Genomic DNA, 15,921 nt, shown 5'->3' on the forward strand with positions numbered 1-15,921 from the left:
GGACGGGGCCGCCAGCCTGGGAGTGGCGGGGGCGAGGGGGTCCTCCTTCAGTCGCGCAGCGCCGTCCAGCCGCCCCACCGGAGCCGGGGCAGGGCGGCGCGCAACCCCGTCAGCAGGGACGGCGGCCAGAGCAGCGCGCGCAGCCGGGCACCCCGCGGCGCCGCGGCCAGCAGCCCGCGGCGGGCGGTGGCCAGGTCAGCGCGCAGCTCCGGACCGACGGCCGGGACGCTGCCGGGGCGGGCGTAGCTGGCCGCCTCCTCGGCCCGGGCCAGCCGGGTGACCGCCGCCGCCACCCCGGACCCCGCGACCGCGCGCCGGCCCGGCCGGTGTGCGCCGCCGCCGGGCTCGGCCGCCTCGGTCAGGGCTTCGGCCACCTGTCGCGGTGTCCGGGCCGGATCGGTGGTCCGGCCGAGGTCCAGCGCGGTGGCGGCGAGCTCGTCCCACAGCGCCGCCGGACTACCGGTGGCCAGCCGGCGGCGGCGCTGCAGCACCCGCAGCCCCGCGGGCACTGCCGCCAGCGCCAGGACGGCGAGGACGAGGCCCACGGTGCGCAGCGCCGTCGGCACCCACGAGTCGGCCTGCTGCGGCGCGGCCTGCGGCACCGGCACGTCCTGGGGCGCCGGCTGGTTCTGCGGCGTCGGGACCGTCGGGGCGGGCAGGGGCGCGGTGGTCGGGTCGGTGCGCGGGTCGACCTCGAGGTCCTGCGGCCGTGGCGCCCACGGGAGCTCGACGGCGCGGTCGAGGTCGATCGGGGTGGGGTCGTAGGGGATCCAGCCCAGGTCGTCGAAGTAGACCTCGACCCAGGCGTGCGCGTCGTCGCTGGTGATCAGCCGGCTGCCGTCGGGCTGCACCGTCCCGGGTGTGTAGCCGAGCACCACCCGCGCCGGGACGCCGGCCGCCCGGACCAGTGCCGCCATCGCCCCGGCGTACTGCTCGCAGTAGCCCTGCCGCAGCCGCAGGAAGTCGGCCAGGTCGTCGCCGCTGGTCCCCGGCGTGGTGGACAGCGAGTACTCGTAGCCGTTGGCCGGGTCGGTGAAGTGCCCGTAGACCGCCTGCACACGCTCGTAGGGGGTCTCCGCGCCGGCGGTCAGGGTGGCGACCAGCTCGTCGACGCTGGGGTCGAGGTCGGGCAGGGCGGTGTAGCGCTGCACCATGGGCAGCTCCGGCGGCAGCGGGTCGGCCGCGGCGAGCTCCTCGGCGGTGGGCCGCGGCTCGATCGCCGCGACCGACCAGGTCTGCTCGGCGGTCGACACGTCGCGGCCGAACACCGTGCCGGTGCCCGGGTCGAAGCGCCAGTGGTCGGGCTCGGCCACGTCGACCGACTGGGGCACGTACAGCACCGGGAGGAAGCGGTCCTCGTGGCCCAGGGCGGTGACCAGCGCGTCGACCGGCCGGCCCCCGCGCCGCCCGGGGAGGGTGGCCAGCTCGGCGTCGTCGGCGACGTCCGTCTCGCCGTCGAGGTTGCCGATCGACCAGCCCTCCGCGGCGTCGTAGACCTCCAGCGCGACGACCCGCAGGTACCCGGGGTCGGGCACGGAGGCGTTGAGCCGCAGCAGGTCGATCGGCTCGTCGCGGGTGAGCTGGCCCTGCAGGGCGGCGGCCGGGTCGAGGGCGGTCCCCGTCGAGCTGCCGCCGCCGCGGCCGAAGCCGCCGGAGAAGCCGCCTTCGGTCAGCGTCGGGACGACGGCGCCGACCACCAGGCCGAGCACCACGGCCGCAGCCCCGGTCCGGACGGCGGTCAGCGTGCCGGCCCCCAGCAGCGGACGCCGTCCCTCCGGCGAGCGCCGGCCCAGCCGCCGGTGCTGGTCGGCGAAGAGCAGCAGCGCCAGCCCGGCGGCCGGCGCGGCCACCGGCAGCACGCCGATCGTGCCGGTCACCGTGCTGACCGGCACGCAGAACAGGACCAGCAGCCCCAGCCCGGCCAGCGCGGGCTGCCGCGCGCCGACGGCCACCACGTCCACGGCGACGGCGACCAGGCCGGCCAGCAGCGTGGTCAGCGCGACCAGCCCGGTCAGCGGCAGCGCGGGCGTGGCCTGCTCGGCCATCTCCACCGTGCCCTCGGCCATCACCGTGCCGAGGTCGCCGAGGCTGCCGCCGGTCGGCCACCACCCGCCCCACGCCCGGTCCGGGGCGAACAGCGCGGTCAGCACGCAGGCCAGCACGACCAGCTGGCCGAACGGGACGGCGAGGGCGACCAGTGCGGTCCACCAGCGGGGGACCGCGCCGTCGGAGGTCAGCCGGTCGGCCAGCGCGGCGCCGGCCACGCGCAGCAACAGGCCGCCCGCGGCGACCGCGACGACCGCCGCGAGCACGGGCGGCCGCCAGTCGCCGGCGGTGAAGACCGGCACCAGCGCGAGGGTGCCCAGAGCGGTGGCGACCGCGGCGGCCACCGTCGTCCCGGCGTCGCGCAGCAGGTCGCGGGCGGTGTCGCTGGTCATCGGACGCCGGCCTGCAGGACGCCGGGCCTGGCCACCTGGGCCCACACGTCGGCCACCGTGTCGCCGGCCCCCGCGACGGCCACCTGCCAGCCGCCGGCGCGCAGGAGGTCCGCCGCCGCCTCCTGCTGGCGGGTCAGCTCCGCCCGCGCCGCCGCGCCGACCGGCCGGCGGCGGCGGGCACCCTCGACCTCGGCCCAGCTGCCGATGTCGGTGAGGACGGCGAGGTCGGTGGCCGGGCCCGAGCGCACCCGCACCAGCTCGGCGGCCTCGTCCGGGCCGAGCGCCCCGAGCAGCGCGACGACCGGGCCCTCACCGGCCGCACGGGTCAGCAGCGCCAGGCCGGGGCCCAGGCCGGCCAGCCGGGACGGCGCCACCCCGGCGAGCCGGTCCAGCAGCTCCTCGCCGCTCAGCCCCCCGCCGGAGTCGGCGCCGGCCAGCTCGGCGCCCTCGGTGACCACCCGCAGCCTGGCGCCGCGCGCGAGCAGCTCGGTGCCGATGCTGGCCGCCGCCTCGACCAGCCACTCGAAGCTGTCGGGCGGAGGCGTGTCCGGGCCGGGAGGGACCGCCCGGCGGTCGGCGGGCAGGGGACGGGAGACCAGGTGGGCGCGGGCCCGGGTGTCGAGCAGCAGGGTCGCCTGCGCGCGCCACGGCCGTTCCTCCAGCCGCACCATCAGCTCTCCGGTGCGCGCGGTCGCCCGCCAGTGCACCTTCCGCAGGTCGTCGCCCTGCCGGTAGGGCCGGGTGCTCACGTCGTCCTCACCGTGGACGGCGAGTGAGCGGCGCGCGCCCGAGCCGCCCGCGCCGTGCCCGCCGCCCGGGCCGCCGGGGCCGAGCGGCACCACGCGCGGCACCACGACGAGCGCGGCGGTGTCGGCCCCCACGACGCTGCGCAGCACCAGGCCGAAGGGGTCCACGAGCCGCAGCTTCAGCGGTCCGAGCCGGTAGCGGCCGCGTCGTCCGCCGTGCACGCGGTAGTGCAGCGTCGTGGAGCGGCCGCCGGGCAGCCGGTCCACGACGAACTGCGGGCTCGGCCCGAGCTCCCGGGGCAGCGTCTCGGCGAGCAGCCACAGCCCGCCGGTGCCGCGGCTGGCGTTGCTGAGCTCCAGCTGCACCTCGGCGTCCCCCCCGCGGGGCAGCCGGACGGGGGTGACGGTGCGGCGGGAGGCGACCCGGAAGCGGTGCCGGGCGACGGCTCCGGCCGACAGCAGCGGCAGCGCGAGCACGAAGACCGCCACCTGCACCAGCGGCTGCTCACCCAGCAGCACGCCGAGCAGCAGCAGGGTGAGCCCGGCGGCGACCAGGCAGCGCCCGCGCAGGGTGAGGCTCGCCAGCGCGGTGGCGACCGAGCCGGCCACCTCAGCGTCCGCGGGGGACGGGCACGGTCCTCAGCAGGTCGCCCACCACCTGCTCGGCGGTGCGCCGCGAGGCGGCGGCGTCAGGGGTGAGCAGCAGGCGGTGCGCCAGCACCGGCACCGCGACGCTCTGCACGTCGTCGGGCAGCACGTGGTCACGGCCGGCCAGCGCCGCGGTGGCGCGGGCGGTGCGCAGCAGCTGCAGGCCCGCGCGCGGCGAGGCGCCCAGTCGCAGGTCCGCCGAGCGGCGGGTGGCCTCGACCAGCGCCACCACGTAGCGGCGCACCGCCTCGGAGACGTGCAGCCGGCCGACGGCGGCCACCAGCGCGCGCACCCCCGCGGCGTCGGTGGCCGGGGTCAGCGTGGTCAGCGGGTCGGTGGTCACCAGGTCGTCGAGCATCGCCAGCTCGGCCTCGCGGTCGGGGTAGCCCATGGAGACCCGCGCGGTGAACCGGTCGCGCTGGGCCTCGGGGAGGGGATAGGTGCCCTCCATCTCGATCGGGTTCTGGGTGGCCATGACGAGGAACGGGCGGGCCAGCTCGTAGCTGATGCCGTCCACCGTGACCTGCCGCTCGGCCATGCACTCCAGCAGCGCCGACTGGGTCTTGGGGGAGGCCCGGTTGATCTCGTCGGCCACCACGATGTTGGCGAACACCGCGCCCGGCTTGAACTCGAACTCGCGGGTCTCCTGGTCGTAGACCGACACCCCGGTGACGTCGCTGGGCAGCAGGTCGGGCGTGAACTGGATGCGGCGCACGCTGGCGTCGACCGAGGCGGCGAGCGCCTTGGCCAGCGTGGTCTTGCCGACGCCGGGCACGTCCTCGACCAGCAGGTGCCCCTCGGCCAGCAGCACGACCAGTGCCAGGTGGACGACGTCGGGCTTGCCGTGGACGACACGCGCCATGTTCGCCGCGATGCGCGCGCCCTCCGCCGCGACGTCGACCGGGGTCGCTGTCCCCGCGGTCGTCGGGGTCACCTCGGTCACGCAGCCTCCTCGCTGGCGCTCGTCGGCCGCGTGTCCGACGGTGCTGTTCTCATGGGTGACCTCGCGAGCTCGGTCACCGGGCCTCCCGCTGGCGCTCGTCGGCCGAGTGTCCGACGGTGCTGTGTCCACGGGTGACCTCGCGAGCGCGGTTCCCGGACCCGTGTCCGACGGTGCCCGGCCCGGGTGACCTCGCGAGCTCGGTCACGTCATCAACGTTACGTGCCTGCACGCCTCCCGGGCGTGGCGTCGCGCACGCACCGCTGGCCCTGCCTCGGCTCCCCACCGGCTCGCCCACGGGTCCCGCGACGGGCCCCACCGGCGGGCTCCGCCGGTGGGGCGGAGTGGGAGGGCACCCCACCGCGCCCCACCTCGCGGCGGAGACCCGCGTCCGGGCCGCTGACCTGCGGGAGTGGCGGTGGAGAGGTCCGGTCACGACATGGTGTCGAGTGGTGTTCGGTGGGGCGTAGTGGGTTACTGTGTGGCCCGGTGGGGAGGTACGGCCCGTCCCGGGGGCGCCCCGGAGTGCGAGGAGGACCGATGGGGGAGGTGATCCGGTGTTCGTCGGCAGCTACCCGTTGCGTCTCGACGAGAAGGGCCGGCTCGCACTCCCGGTCCGCTTCCGCGAGCAGGTGGCCGGCGGCATGGTGATCAAGAAGGGCCAGGAACGCTGCATCTACGGGCTCACCATGGCCCGGGTCGCCGAGCAGAGCGCCGCGGCCGCCGCGATGGCGCCCTCCGACACCGCGGCCGCCCGCATGCGCGCGCGCATGAGCTTCGGGTCCATGGTCGAGGTGGAGCCGGACAAGACCGGCCGCATCACCATCCCGGCCAACCTGCGCGAGTACGCCGGCCTCGATCGCGACGTGGTCGTCGTCGGCGTCGACACCCGTTTCGAGATCTGGGACGCCGCCACCTGGGACGCCTACGTGGCCGAGCAGGAGGCCACCTACGCCGACATGGAGAGCGAGGGGATGCCCACCCTCTCCTGACCCTCCGTCCCGCTCCTCCGACCCCTCCGGGCCCCACCCCCCGACCGAGCCGACTTCCCCGCGGCTCGACCGGACCGGCCCGAGCCACCTTCCCCGCGGCTCGGACCCCCACGGCGCCGGAGGAGACGCACCGCCCAGGGGCGCGCCGCCGGCTCCCCACCGGCGCGGGCCCGCCCGTCCCCGCGGGGCTCCACCTGACGTACTTCCCCGACGCCAGGCGGAACCCCGCGGGGGGCGGGCCGGGCGCGTGCCGCGGGCCGGTACCCACGGGACGGCCGAGCGGTCACACGGTGCCTCCCGCGCCCCATCCGCCCCGTCAGCGCTCCCCAGCCCCGGCGAAACGCCGCCGCGCTCCACCCGCCGACCGCCGCCCAGCCCCACCATGGACGGGCCCCCACGCCCCCGAGGACGCCCGATCCCGTTCAGGAGCCGCCGACGATGAGCAGCACCGAGCCGGCGCCAGGAGGGCGGGGCACGTCCACGGTGCACGTGCCCGTGCTGCTCGACCGGGTCACCGAGCTGCTCGCCCCCGCCTGCACCGCCGACGGGGCCGTCCTCGTCGACGCCACCCTCGGCCTGGCCGGGCACTCGCTGGCCCTGCTGCGAGCCCACCCGGGGCTGCGGCTGGTCGGCCTCGACCGCGACCCCGACGCCCGCGCCGAGGCCACCCGCCGGCTCACCGACGCCGGCGTCGGCGACCGGGCCTCCGTCGTCCCCGCGGTCTTCGACGAGCTACCGGAGGTGCTCGACCGGCTCGGCCTGACCGAGGTCCAGGCGGTCCTGTTCGACCTCGGCGTCTCCTCGCTGCAGCTCGACCGCCCCGCTCGCGGCTTCAGCTACGCCGCCGACGCCCCGTTGGACATGCGCATGGACCCGTCGGCGCCGCGCACCGCCGCCGACGTCGTCAACACCTATCCCGTCGCCGACCTCGCGCGGGTGCTGCGCGTCTACGGCGAGGAGCGCTTCGCCACCCGCATCGCCCAGGCCATCGCCCGCGAGCGCGAGCGCGCGCCGTTCACGCACACCGAGCGGCTGGCGCACCTGGTGCGCGACTCGATCCCCGCCGCCACCCGCCGCACCGGCGGCCACCCGGCCAAGCGGACCTTCCAGGCGCTGCGCATCGAGGTGAACGACGAGCTCGGCGTGCTCGAGCGGGCGCTGCCGGCCGCGCTCGACGCGCTCGCCCTCGGCGGCCGCATCGCCGTCATCACCTTCCACTCCCTCGAGGACCGCATCGTCAAGCAGACCCTCGCCGCCGGTGCGGTGGACCGCACGCCGCCCGGCCTGCCGGTGCCCCTCCCGGAGATGGGGCCGACGCTGCGGCTGCTGACCCGCGGCGGCGAGGCGCCCTCGGAGGCGGAGGTCGCGGTCAACCCGCGGGCCGCCTCGGCCCGGGTCCGGGCCGCCGAGCGCATCCGGCGGGCCGCGTGAGCGCCGCGGCGGCACGGACGCCGCACCGGACGAGAGGGACGACGCACGGGCCGCGCACGCGGCCGACCAGCGACGGTGAGGAGGCCGCATGAGTGCCACCGCCCGCGCGGCGGGGAACCCGTCCGAGGACCGCCCCGGCCGCCGGACCCCGCCCCCGCTGAGGAAGGACCCCGTCCCCCTCGCCGCTCGCCCGCTCGCGGCGAGCCTCCGAACGGGGCCGCCCGCGCGAGCGATGGGCGGTGCGCCCGGACGGCCGGCGACCGCGGAGCGGCCTGCGAGCGCCGGGCGGCCAGGTGCCGCGTCGCGCGCTCCGCGGACCGCCACCCCGGCGCCCGCCCGCGCCCACACGGCCCCCGTGCGCACCGGCTCGCTGCGCAGCCGCACCGCGGCCCGCCCGACCCAGGCTCCCGGCCCGGCGGCCCGGACCGCCGCCCCAGGCTCGCCGGCGTCCCGGCTGCGCAGCGCGGTCGGTGCCCACCGTGCGCCCTTCGTGCTGCTGGTCGTCACGCTGCTGGTGGCCACCGCGCTGGGGCTGCTGTTCCTCAACACCGCCATCGCGGTCAACTCGCTCAAGGCCACCCAGCTCGCGGCCGTCAACGAGGACCGCGCCCAGGAGGTGCAGCGCCTGGAGCAGCAGGTGATCGCCGGCGGCACGCCCGCCGAGCTGGCGCGTGAGGCCCGGCGGGCCGGCATGGTGCCCGCCGGCCCGGCGGCCTACCTGGTCGTCGGGGAGGACGGCACGGTCACCCTGCGCGGCGAGGCGGTCCCGGCCGAGGAGCCCGAGCCCAGCGAGGTGCCGAGGCTGCCCGCCCCGCCCGTGGCCGCGGCCGGGGACTGACCGTGGCGACCCCACCCCGCTCGTCCGCTCCCCGCCGGCGTCCGGCTGACCGTGCCCCGCTGCGGAGCGGCACGGCCGGCGCGTTCACCTCGCGCCGCGCTCCCGGCAGCCGTCGGGTGCCCGGCGCGCTGCAGGCCAGCCGTCGTCGCTACAGCGTCGGCTTCGTCCTCGTCGTCGTCCCGCTGCTGGTCATCACCGGCAAGCTCTGGCTGCTGCAGGGGGTCGACAGCGGCCAGTACGCCCTCGCCGCCACCCAGGACCGCATCCGGGTCCAGGACATCGCCCCCCTGCGCGGCTCGGTCGTCGACCGCGACGGGAACCCGCTGGCCTACACCGCCGAGGCGTTCCGCGTCACCGCCGACCCGACCCTGGTCGCCGACCCGGCGCGCACCGCCCTGGCGCTGACCACGCTGCTCGACGTCCCGGTCTCCGAGCTCACCGACCTGCTCTCCGGGGACGGCCGCTACGTCGTCCTGGCCTCGCAGGTGCCGCCGGAGACCGTCGATGCCATCGACGAGCTCGGGCTGGCCGGGATCTTCTCCGAGGACGACCCGGTGCGGCACTACCCCGCCGGGTCGGTCGCCGGGCAGGTCGTCGGCTTCATCGGCCGCGACGGCGAGGGGCTGGCCGGCGTCGAGCAGACCCTCGACGAGGAGCTGGCCGGCACGCCGGGGGAGCGGCGGGTCGAGGTCGGCAGCGGCGGGCACCCGATCCCGTCGGGCATCGACCAGTCCACGCCCGCCGTCGACGGCCGGACCGTCGAGCTGACCCTCGACGCCGACCTGCAGTTCGTCACCGAGCAGCGGTTGCAGGAGGCCTGCCAGGACGGCGCCACCACCCGCGCCTCGGCGGTCGTCCTCGACGTGCACACTGGTCAGGTCGCCGCGATGGGCTCCTGCCCGGGGTACGACCCCGGCAACTACGCCCGGACCGATCCGGAGCTGCTGGGCAACCCGATCGTCTCCAGCGTCTTCGAGCCCGGCTCGGTGCTCAAGGCGGTCACCCTCGCCGCGGCCCTCGAGGAGGGCAGGGCGACGCCGGACACCGTGCTGAGCGTCAACGGCCACATCCAGGCGGGCGACCGCGTGGTGCGGGACGCCCACGACCACCCGCCGATCGACTGGACCGTCACCGGGATCCTCGCCAAGTCCAGCAACGTCGGCACGATCATGCTGGCCCGCGAGGTGGGCGACGAGAAACTCGAGGAGTACCTGCGGGCCTTCGGCCTGGGCAGCACCACCGGCATCGAGCTGCCCGGTGAGAGCGCCGGCATCCTCCAGGACTCCGCGGACTGGACCGAGAGCCGCTCGGCCAACGTGCCGATCGGGCAGGGCGTGTCGGTGACCACGCTGCAGATGGCCTCGGTCTACCAGGCGATCGCGAACGGCGGGGTGCGCATCCCGCCGCGCATCGTCTCCGCGGTGGGCGGTGAGCCGACCCCGGCGCCGGAGAGCACCCGGGTGCTCAGCGAGGCCACCGCGGACGGCGTCGCCTCCATGCTCGAGGCCGTCGTCGGGCCGGGCGGCACCGCCCCGCTGGCGCAGGTCGAGGGCTTCCGGGTGGCCGGCAAGACCGGCACCGCGCAGCGGGCCAACCCCGAGTGCGGGTGCTACGCGGGCGGCGGTTACGTGACGACGTTCGTCGGGTTCGCCCCGGCCGACGACCCGCAGTACGTCGTCGCCGTCGACCTCGAGCGGCCCACCAGCGACGCCGAGGGCGGGCAGGTGGCCGCCCCGGTCTTCGCCGACGTCATGCGTCAGGCGCTGACCGCCGACGGCATCGTGCCGTCGGGGACGCCCCGCCCCGACTTCGTGCTGACCGGCCCGGAGGACTGAGGACCCCTCTGCCCCCACCGCTCCTGGAAGGACCCGTCCTCCTCACCGCTCACGGGCTCCCGGCGAGCCTCTGGACGGGGCCTGCGCCGGGTTCGGGACGGGGCCGCCGTCGAGGCGGCGAGCGGGCCCTCCGCGTGTGGGCGGCGGGCCGCAACCGACCCGCCGGTAGATTGGAGTCCCGTGAGCGAGAGCGGGAGGGGGACGACGTCCCGGTCGACGGGAACCGACCCCGTGACCCTCGCCGACCTCGCCGACCTGCTCGGCGCCCCCGTCCAGGGCGACCCCGGCACCGCGGTCAGCGGCGTGACGCTGGCGTCGGCGGAGGTCGACCCCGGGGACCTCTACGCCGCCCTGCCCGGCGCCCGCACCCACGGGGCGCGGTACGCCGCCGACGCCGCGGCGCGCGGTGCGGTCGCCGTCCTCACCGACCCCACCGGCTGCGACGAGGCCGTCGCCACCGGCCTGCCGGTGTGCGTCGTCGACGACCCCCGCGGGCTGCTCGGCGCGGTCGCGGCGCGTGTCTACGGGGAACCGGCCCGGCGACTGCAGGTCATCGGGATCACCGGCACCAACGGCAAGACCACGACGAGCTACCTGGTCGAGGCGGGCCTCGTGGCCGCCGGCCGCGGTACCGGCCTGGTCGGCACCGTGGAGACCCGCACCCGGGGCCGGGCCGCCGACGGGACGCCGACGGTCACCACCATGCCCAGCGTGCGGACGACGCCGGAGGCCCCCGCCCTGCACGCGCTGCTGGCCCGGATGGCCGACTCCGGCGTGCAGACGGTGGTCATGGAGGTCTCCAGCCACGCGCTGGTGCTCGGCCGGGTCGGTGGCATCCCGTTCGCCGCGGCCGGGTTCACCAACCTCGGCCGCGACCACCTGGACTTCCACGCCGACCTCGAGGACTACTTCCAGGCCAAGGCCCGCCTCTTCGACGGTCGCGCCGCCGTCGAGGTGGTCGACGTCGACGACGTGCACGGGCGGCGGCTGGCCGGCATGCTCGGCGGCCGCGCGGTCACCGTCTCCATCGAGGGTGCCGACGCCGACTGGACGGCGACCGATCTCGTCCCTGCCCCCGCCGGCGGGACGGCGTTCACGCTGACCGGGCCGGACGGGCGCTCCTGGCCGGCCCGGGTGCGGCTGCCCGGCCGGTTCAACGTGGCCAACGCCGTGCTGGCGGTGGCGTTGCTGGACGCGGTCGGTGTCCCGGTGGAGACGGCGCTGACCGGGCTGGCCGAGACGGTGGTGCCCGGCCGGATGGAGCCGGTGGACGCCGGTCAGCCGTTCGTCGCCGTCGTCGACTACGCGCACACCCCCGACGCCGTCGCGACGGCGCTGACCGCGCTGCGCGCCGCGACCCCGGGGCGGGTGCTCACCGTGCTCGGCTGCGGCGGCGACCGCGACCCGGGGAAGCGGGCGGAGATGGGGGCGGCCGCGGCCCGTGGCAGCGACGTGCTGGTCGTCACCGACGACAACCCCCGCTCCGAGGACCCCGCCGCCATCCGCGCGGCGATGCTGGCCGGCGTCCCCCCCGACCGGCGCGGCGACGTGCTGGAGATCGGCGACCGCCGCGCCGCCATCACCGCCGCCGTCGCCCGCGCCCGGCCCGGCGACGCCGTCCTCGTGGCCGGCAAGGGCCACGAGACCGGCCAGGAGGTGGCCGGCACCCTGCACCCGTTCGACGACCGCGCCGTCCTGCGTGAGGCCCTGGCGCGGTACGTGCCGGCCGGAGTGGAGCCCAGACCATGACCGAGCTCGCGAGGGCGTGCGAGGACACGGCAGCCCGGGGCACGGGGTCGTCGAGCGCCAGCGAGGAGACCGCGTGATCCCCCTGACCCTGTCCGAGGTGGCCGAGGCGGTGGGCGGCCGGCTGACCCGCGGCGACGGCACCGTGACCGGGAAGGTCACCGTCGACTCCCGGGCCGTGGTGCCCGGCGACCTGTTCGTCGCCGTGCCGGGGGAGCGGGTGGACGGGCACCACTTCGTCGGTGCCGCCGCGGCCGCCGGCGCCGTCGCCGCGCTGACCACCCGGCCCGACGACGCGCTGCCCTGCGTGGTCGTCGACGAGACGGTCACCGCGCTGGGCCGGCTGGCCGCCGCGGTGCACGCCCGGCTGGCCGCCGGGGGTGGGCTGGCCACGATCGGCATCACCGGCTCCTCGGGCAAGACCAGCACCAAGGACCTCCTCGGCCAGGTCCTGGCCACCGCGGGCGCCACGGTCAGCCCGCCCGGCTCGTACAACAACGACATCGGTCTGCCGCTCACCGTGCTCGACGCCGACGAGGACACCCGATTCCTCGTGCTCGAGATGGGCTCCCGCGGGCGTGGCCACATCGCCCGCCTGTGCCGGGTGGCCCGCCCCGACGTCGGCGTCGTCCTCAACGTCGGCTCGGCCCACCTGGGCGAGTTCGGCTCGGCCGACGGGATCGCCGTCGCGAAGGGCGAGCTGGTCGAGGCGCTGCCGGCAGAGGGCACCGCCGTCCTCAACGCCGACGACCCGCGGGTGATCGGCATGGCGCCGCGCACCCGGGCCCGCGTGGTCACCACCGGCCGGTCGCTGGACGCCGACGTCCGCGCGGAGGACGTCGTCCTCGACGAGGCCGGCCGCGCCGGCTTCACGCTGGTCACGGGTGGTGCCCGCGCGCCGGTGCGGCTGCAGGTCGTCGGCGCCCACCAGGTCGCCAACGCCCTGTCGGCCGCCGGCGCGGCGCTGGCCGCCGGGATGACCCCGGAGGACGTCGCCGCCGCGCTGTCGGCCGCCGTGCCGCGCAGCCGCTGGCGGATGGAGGTCACCCGCCGGGACGACGGCGTGACCGTGGTCAACGACGCCTACAACGCCAACCCCGAGTCGATGCGCGCCGCCCTGGCCGCGCTGGCCGGGCTGCCCGCGCGGCGGCGGGTGGCCGTGCTGGGGGCGATGGCCGAGCTGGGGCCGGGCGCCGCCGAGGAGCACGAGCGGCTGGGCCGGGACGCCGTGGCCGCCGGGGTGGACGTCGTCGTGGCCGTCGGGCCGGATGCGGTAGGGATAGCCGACGGGGCGCTCGCCGCAGGTGCACGCGAGGACCAGGGTGCGGTGCGCGTGCCCGACCGGGCAGCCGCCCGGGAACTGCTGACGGAGGTGCTGGTGCCCGGTGACGTCGTGCTGGTGAAAGCCAGCCGGTCCTACGGGCTCGAGGTGCTCGCGGCCGACCTGCTCGCCGCAGGGGCAGGCGCGTGAGGTCCATCCTCATCGCCGCCGCGTTCGGTCTGGCGATCTCCATCCTGGCCACACCGGTCGCCGTGCACCTGTTCCGCCGCAAGGGCTTCGGCCAGGAGATCCGCGACGACGGACCCGAGAGCCACCTGGCGAAGAAGGGCACGCCGACCATGGGCGGCACCGTCATCGTCGGGGCCACGGTCGGCGGCTACCTGATCGCGCACCTGTTCCTGCTCGACCAACCCGGTCGCGGGGTGACCGCCAGCGGCCTGCTGGTGCTCTTCCTCATGGTGGGGCTGGGCACCGTCGGCTTCCTCGACGACTACCTGAAGATCCGCTTCCGGCGCAGCCTCGGGCTGAACAAGACAGCCAAGCTCGTCGGTCAGCTGGTGGTCGGCGTGGCCTTCGCCGTCCTGGCGCTGAACTTCCCGGACGAGGCCGGCATCACCCCGGCCTCGGAGTTCGTCTCCTACGTCCGTGACATCGACCCGCTGTTCCTCGGGTCGGTGGGTTTCGTGATCCTGGCCTACCTGTTCATCGCCGGGTTCTCCAACGCGGTGAACCTCACCGACGGCCTCGACGGGCTCGCCGCCGGCTGCTCGGCCATGGTCTGTGGCGCCTACACGGTCATCTCGTTCTGGCAGTTCACCCACGACTGCACCAGCGAGTCGATCGCCGGCTGCTACACCGTCCGCGACCCGCTCGACGTCACGCTGGTCGCGGCCGCCGGGCTCGGTGCGTGCCTGGGCTTCCTGTGGTGGAACACCAGCCCGGCGCGGATCTTCATGGGGGACACCGGCTCGCTCGCGCTGGGCGGGCTGCTGGCGGGCCTGGCCGTGGTGACCCGCACCGAGCTGCTGCTCGTCGTGCTCGGCGGGCTGTTCGTCGCGGTGACGCTCTCGGTGGTCATCCAGGTGGCCTTCTTCCGCGCGACCCGCCGCCGGGTGTTCCGGATGGCCCCGCTGCACCACCACTTCGAGCTGGCCGGCTGGACCGAGAACACGGTGATCGTCCGCTTCTGGCTGGTGACCGGGATGTCGGTCGCCTTCGGGCTGGGCCTGTTCTACGCCGACTGGCTGACCTTCGCGGGCCTGTGAGGAAGGCCCACCCTGCCCCCACGCCGCATCGGCCCCCTGCAGGGTCCCGGCGCGAGCTCGCGAGTGTCGGGGGGCAGGGGGTCCTCCTGCTGGGGGTGGCCGTTGCAGCACCTCACCACCGCGACACGCCAGCACGGTGCGCCGGGGAACCGGCCCCACCGGCGACGATGGCCCGATGGAGACCACCGGCGTCCCGACCGCTCCCGGGCGGCGCCGGACCGGGGCGACCGGGCGCAGGACGCCGGTCCGCCGGTTCGCGCCACCGCCCTGGCTCGACGGCCCCATGACCAGCTTCCAGCTGGTCGCCGGCGCGGCCGGCATGCTCCTGGCCATCGGCCTGGTCATGGTCTTCTCCGCCTCGGCGATCGAGGCCGCGCTCGACGACCAGCCCGCCTGGCGGCCCGGCGTCGACCAGGTCGTCTTCGCCGTCATCGGCCTGGGCGCGCTGCTGGTGGCGGTGCGGCTCCCGGTCGGGCTGGTGCGCCGCTGGGCGCCGATCGCGCTGCTCGTTTCCGCCCTGCTGCTGGTCGCGGTCCTCGTGCCCGGCATCGGCATGCAGCTCAACGGCTCCCGGGCCTGGATCGACCTGGGCTTCACCAACTTCCAACCCTCCGAGCTGGCCAAGCTGGTGTTCGCGCTGTGGGGCGCGCACATCCTGGCGGTGCGCGACCGCTTCCTCACCGTCCGGACGCTGCTGGTCCCGCTGCTGCCGGTGTTCGCCGTCCTGTCGCTCCTGCTCATCCTCGAGCCGGACTTCGGCGGCGTCGTCAGCCTCGGCCTGGTGCTCGTCGGCCTGCTCTGGGCCGGTGGACTGCCGCGCCGCTGGTTCGCCGCGTTCACCGCCGTCGGTGTCGGGGCGGTGGTGCTCATGGTCGCCGTCGCGCCCTACCGGATGGAGCGGATCACCTCGTTCCTCGACCCGTTCGCCGACCCGTCGGACTCCGGCTTCCAGGCCATCCGCGGTTTCTACGCGCTGGCCACCGGCGGGCTGTGGGGCGTGGGGCTGGGCAACAGCGCGATGAAGTGGAACCTGCTGCCCGAGGCCGAGTCCGACTACATCTTCGCGATCATCGGCGAGGAGCTCGGCTTCCTCGGCTGCCTGGTCGTGGTCACCCTCTACGGCGTGCTGGCCTGGGCCGGCTTCCGGATCGCCCGGCGCACGGCCGACCGCTTCGTGCAACTGGCCTGCGTGGCGATCACCGTCTGGTTGGTCGGCCAGGCGGCGTTGAACATGGGCTACGTGGTGGGCCTGCTGCCGGTCACCGGCCTGACGCTGCCGCTGGTCTCCGCCGGCGGCACCTCGCTGGTGCTCACCCTGTTCATCGTGGGCCTGCTCATCCGCTTCGCCCGCTCCGAACCCGAGGCGATCGAGCACCTGCGCCGGGCCGAGCGCGGGCGGCTGTCCCGCTGGCTGCTGCCGGTGCCCGAGCAGGCCGTCGACACGGTGCGCCCGCGCCGCGCCCGCCGTCCCGAGCGGCCCGACCAGCGCCCCGGCCGCGCGTCCGAGCGTCCCACCCGCCGCACCGCCGCCCCCGGCGCACGCACCGTCGCCCGCGTCGTCCCGGTCCCGCCGGGGGAGCGCGCCCCGCGCGAGCGGGTGCCAGCCCGCGAGCGGCGGACGGCGGAGGCCCGCGGCCGGGTGCCCGAGGCCCGCCGGCAACCGCCGCCCCGGGCCCGCACCACCGCCCCCGAGTCGCCCCGGCGGCCGCGGTGAGCGGACCGGGAGGGAACATCGCAGCGAACTCTGAGGGCGAGGAGCG

General features: G+C 76.6%; 11 protein-coding genes. 8 read left to right on the forward strand and 3 right to left on the reverse strand.

What is annotated here, in order from left to right; all coding sequences use genetic code 11:
* Positions 1-47: 47 nt before the first annotated feature.
* The 3 genes from ACU610_RS04105 to ACU610_RS04115 are packed head-to-tail and all read right to left on the reverse strand — an operon-like array spanning position 48 to position 4,775.
* Entirely contained in the window at positions 48-2,438 is a 2,391-nt protein-coding gene (locus ACU610_RS04105; protein WP_446766443.1) for a transglutaminase-like domain-containing protein, read from the reverse strand.
* Entirely contained in the window at positions 2,435-3,793 is a 1,359-nt protein-coding gene (locus ACU610_RS04110) for a DUF58 domain-containing protein (protein WP_446766444.1), read from the reverse strand. The genes ACU610_RS04105 and ACU610_RS04110 overlap by 4 nt, the downstream gene beginning before the upstream one ends.
* Before the next feature lies 1 nt (position 3,794).
* Positions 3,795-4,775 (reverse strand): AAA family ATPase, encoded by a 981-nt coding sequence (locus ACU610_RS04115; RefSeq protein ID WP_446766445.1) that lies wholly within the window; start codon positions 4,773-4,775, stop codon positions 3,795-3,797.
* A 554-nt stretch (positions 4,776-5,329) separates the two neighbouring features.
* Between ACU610_RS04115 and mraZ the strand changes: the two genes are divergently transcribed.
* From mraZ to ftsW, 8 genes are all read left to right on the forward strand, one after another.
* Positions 5,330-5,764 carry a division/cell wall cluster transcriptional repressor MraZ gene (gene mraZ / locus ACU610_RS04120; RefSeq protein WP_446766446.1) on the forward strand — a complete coding sequence of 145 codons (435 nt, stop codon included), beginning with the start codon at positions 5,330-5,332 and terminating at the stop codon, positions 5,762-5,764.
* 438 nt (positions 5,765-6,202) lie between these two features.
* Entirely contained in the window at positions 6,203-7,195 is a 993-nt protein-coding gene (rsmH, locus tag ACU610_RS04125) for a 16S rRNA (cytosine(1402)-N(4))-methyltransferase RsmH (protein WP_446766447.1), read from the forward strand.
* Positions 7,196-7,550: 355 nt separating this feature from the next.
* On the forward strand, positions 7,551-8,033 hold the full coding sequence (locus ACU610_RS04130; protein WP_446766448.1) for a hypothetical protein: 483 nt from the start codon (positions 7,551-7,553) through the stop codon (positions 8,031-8,033).
* A 2-nt stretch (positions 8,034-8,035) separates the two neighbouring features.
* Positions 8,036-9,868: a peptidoglycan D,D-transpeptidase FtsI family protein gene (locus ACU610_RS04135; protein WP_446766449.1), complete on the forward strand. Its 1,833-nt coding sequence runs from the start codon at positions 8,036-8,038 to the stop codon at positions 9,866-9,868.
* A 180-nt stretch (positions 9,869-10,048) separates the two neighbouring features.
* Positions 10,049-11,617, forward strand: a complete 1,569-nt coding sequence (locus tag ACU610_RS04140) for a UDP-N-acetylmuramoyl-L-alanyl-D-glutamate--2,6-diaminopimelate ligase (protein ID WP_446766450.1) — start codon at positions 10,049-10,051, stop codon at positions 11,615-11,617.
* A 73-nt stretch (positions 11,618-11,690) separates the two neighbouring features.
* Positions 11,691-13,085 carry a UDP-N-acetylmuramoyl-tripeptide--D-alanyl-D-alanine ligase gene (locus ACU610_RS04145; RefSeq protein ID WP_446766451.1) on the forward strand — a complete coding sequence of 465 codons (1,395 nt, stop codon included), beginning with the start codon at positions 11,691-11,693 and terminating at the stop codon, positions 13,083-13,085.
* Positions 13,082-14,161 carry a phospho-N-acetylmuramoyl-pentapeptide-transferase gene (gene mraY / locus ACU610_RS04150; RefSeq protein ID WP_446766452.1) on the forward strand — a complete coding sequence of 360 codons (1,080 nt, stop codon included), beginning with the start codon at positions 13,082-13,084 and terminating at the stop codon, positions 14,159-14,161. Before ACU610_RS04145 ends, mraY begins: the two co-directional genes overlap by 4 nt.
* 175 nt (positions 14,162-14,336) lie before the next feature.
* Complete coding sequence (ftsW, locus tag ACU610_RS04155) at positions 14,337-15,875, forward strand: putative lipid II flippase FtsW (RefSeq protein WP_446766453.1); 1,539 nt, start codon at positions 14,337-14,339, stop codon at positions 15,873-15,875.
* Positions 15,876-15,921: the final 46 nt, after the last annotated feature.

Source organism: Geodermatophilus sp. URMC 61, from assembly GCF_052931555.1.

What these genes read in the sequence shown, in the direction of transcription:
- ACU610_RS04105 (WP_446766443.1), bottom strand. Translation starts at nt 2,438, where the DNA reads ATGACCAGCGACACCGCCCGCGACCTGCTGCGCGACGCCGGGACGACG.
- rsmH (WP_446766447.1), top strand. Translation starts at nt 6,203, where the DNA reads ATGAGCAGCACCGAGCCGGCGCCAGGAGGGCGGGGCACGTCCACGGTG.
- ftsW (WP_446766453.1), top strand. Translation starts at nt 14,337, where the DNA reads ATGGAGACCACCGGCGTCCCGACCGCTCCCGGGCGGCGCCGGACCGGG.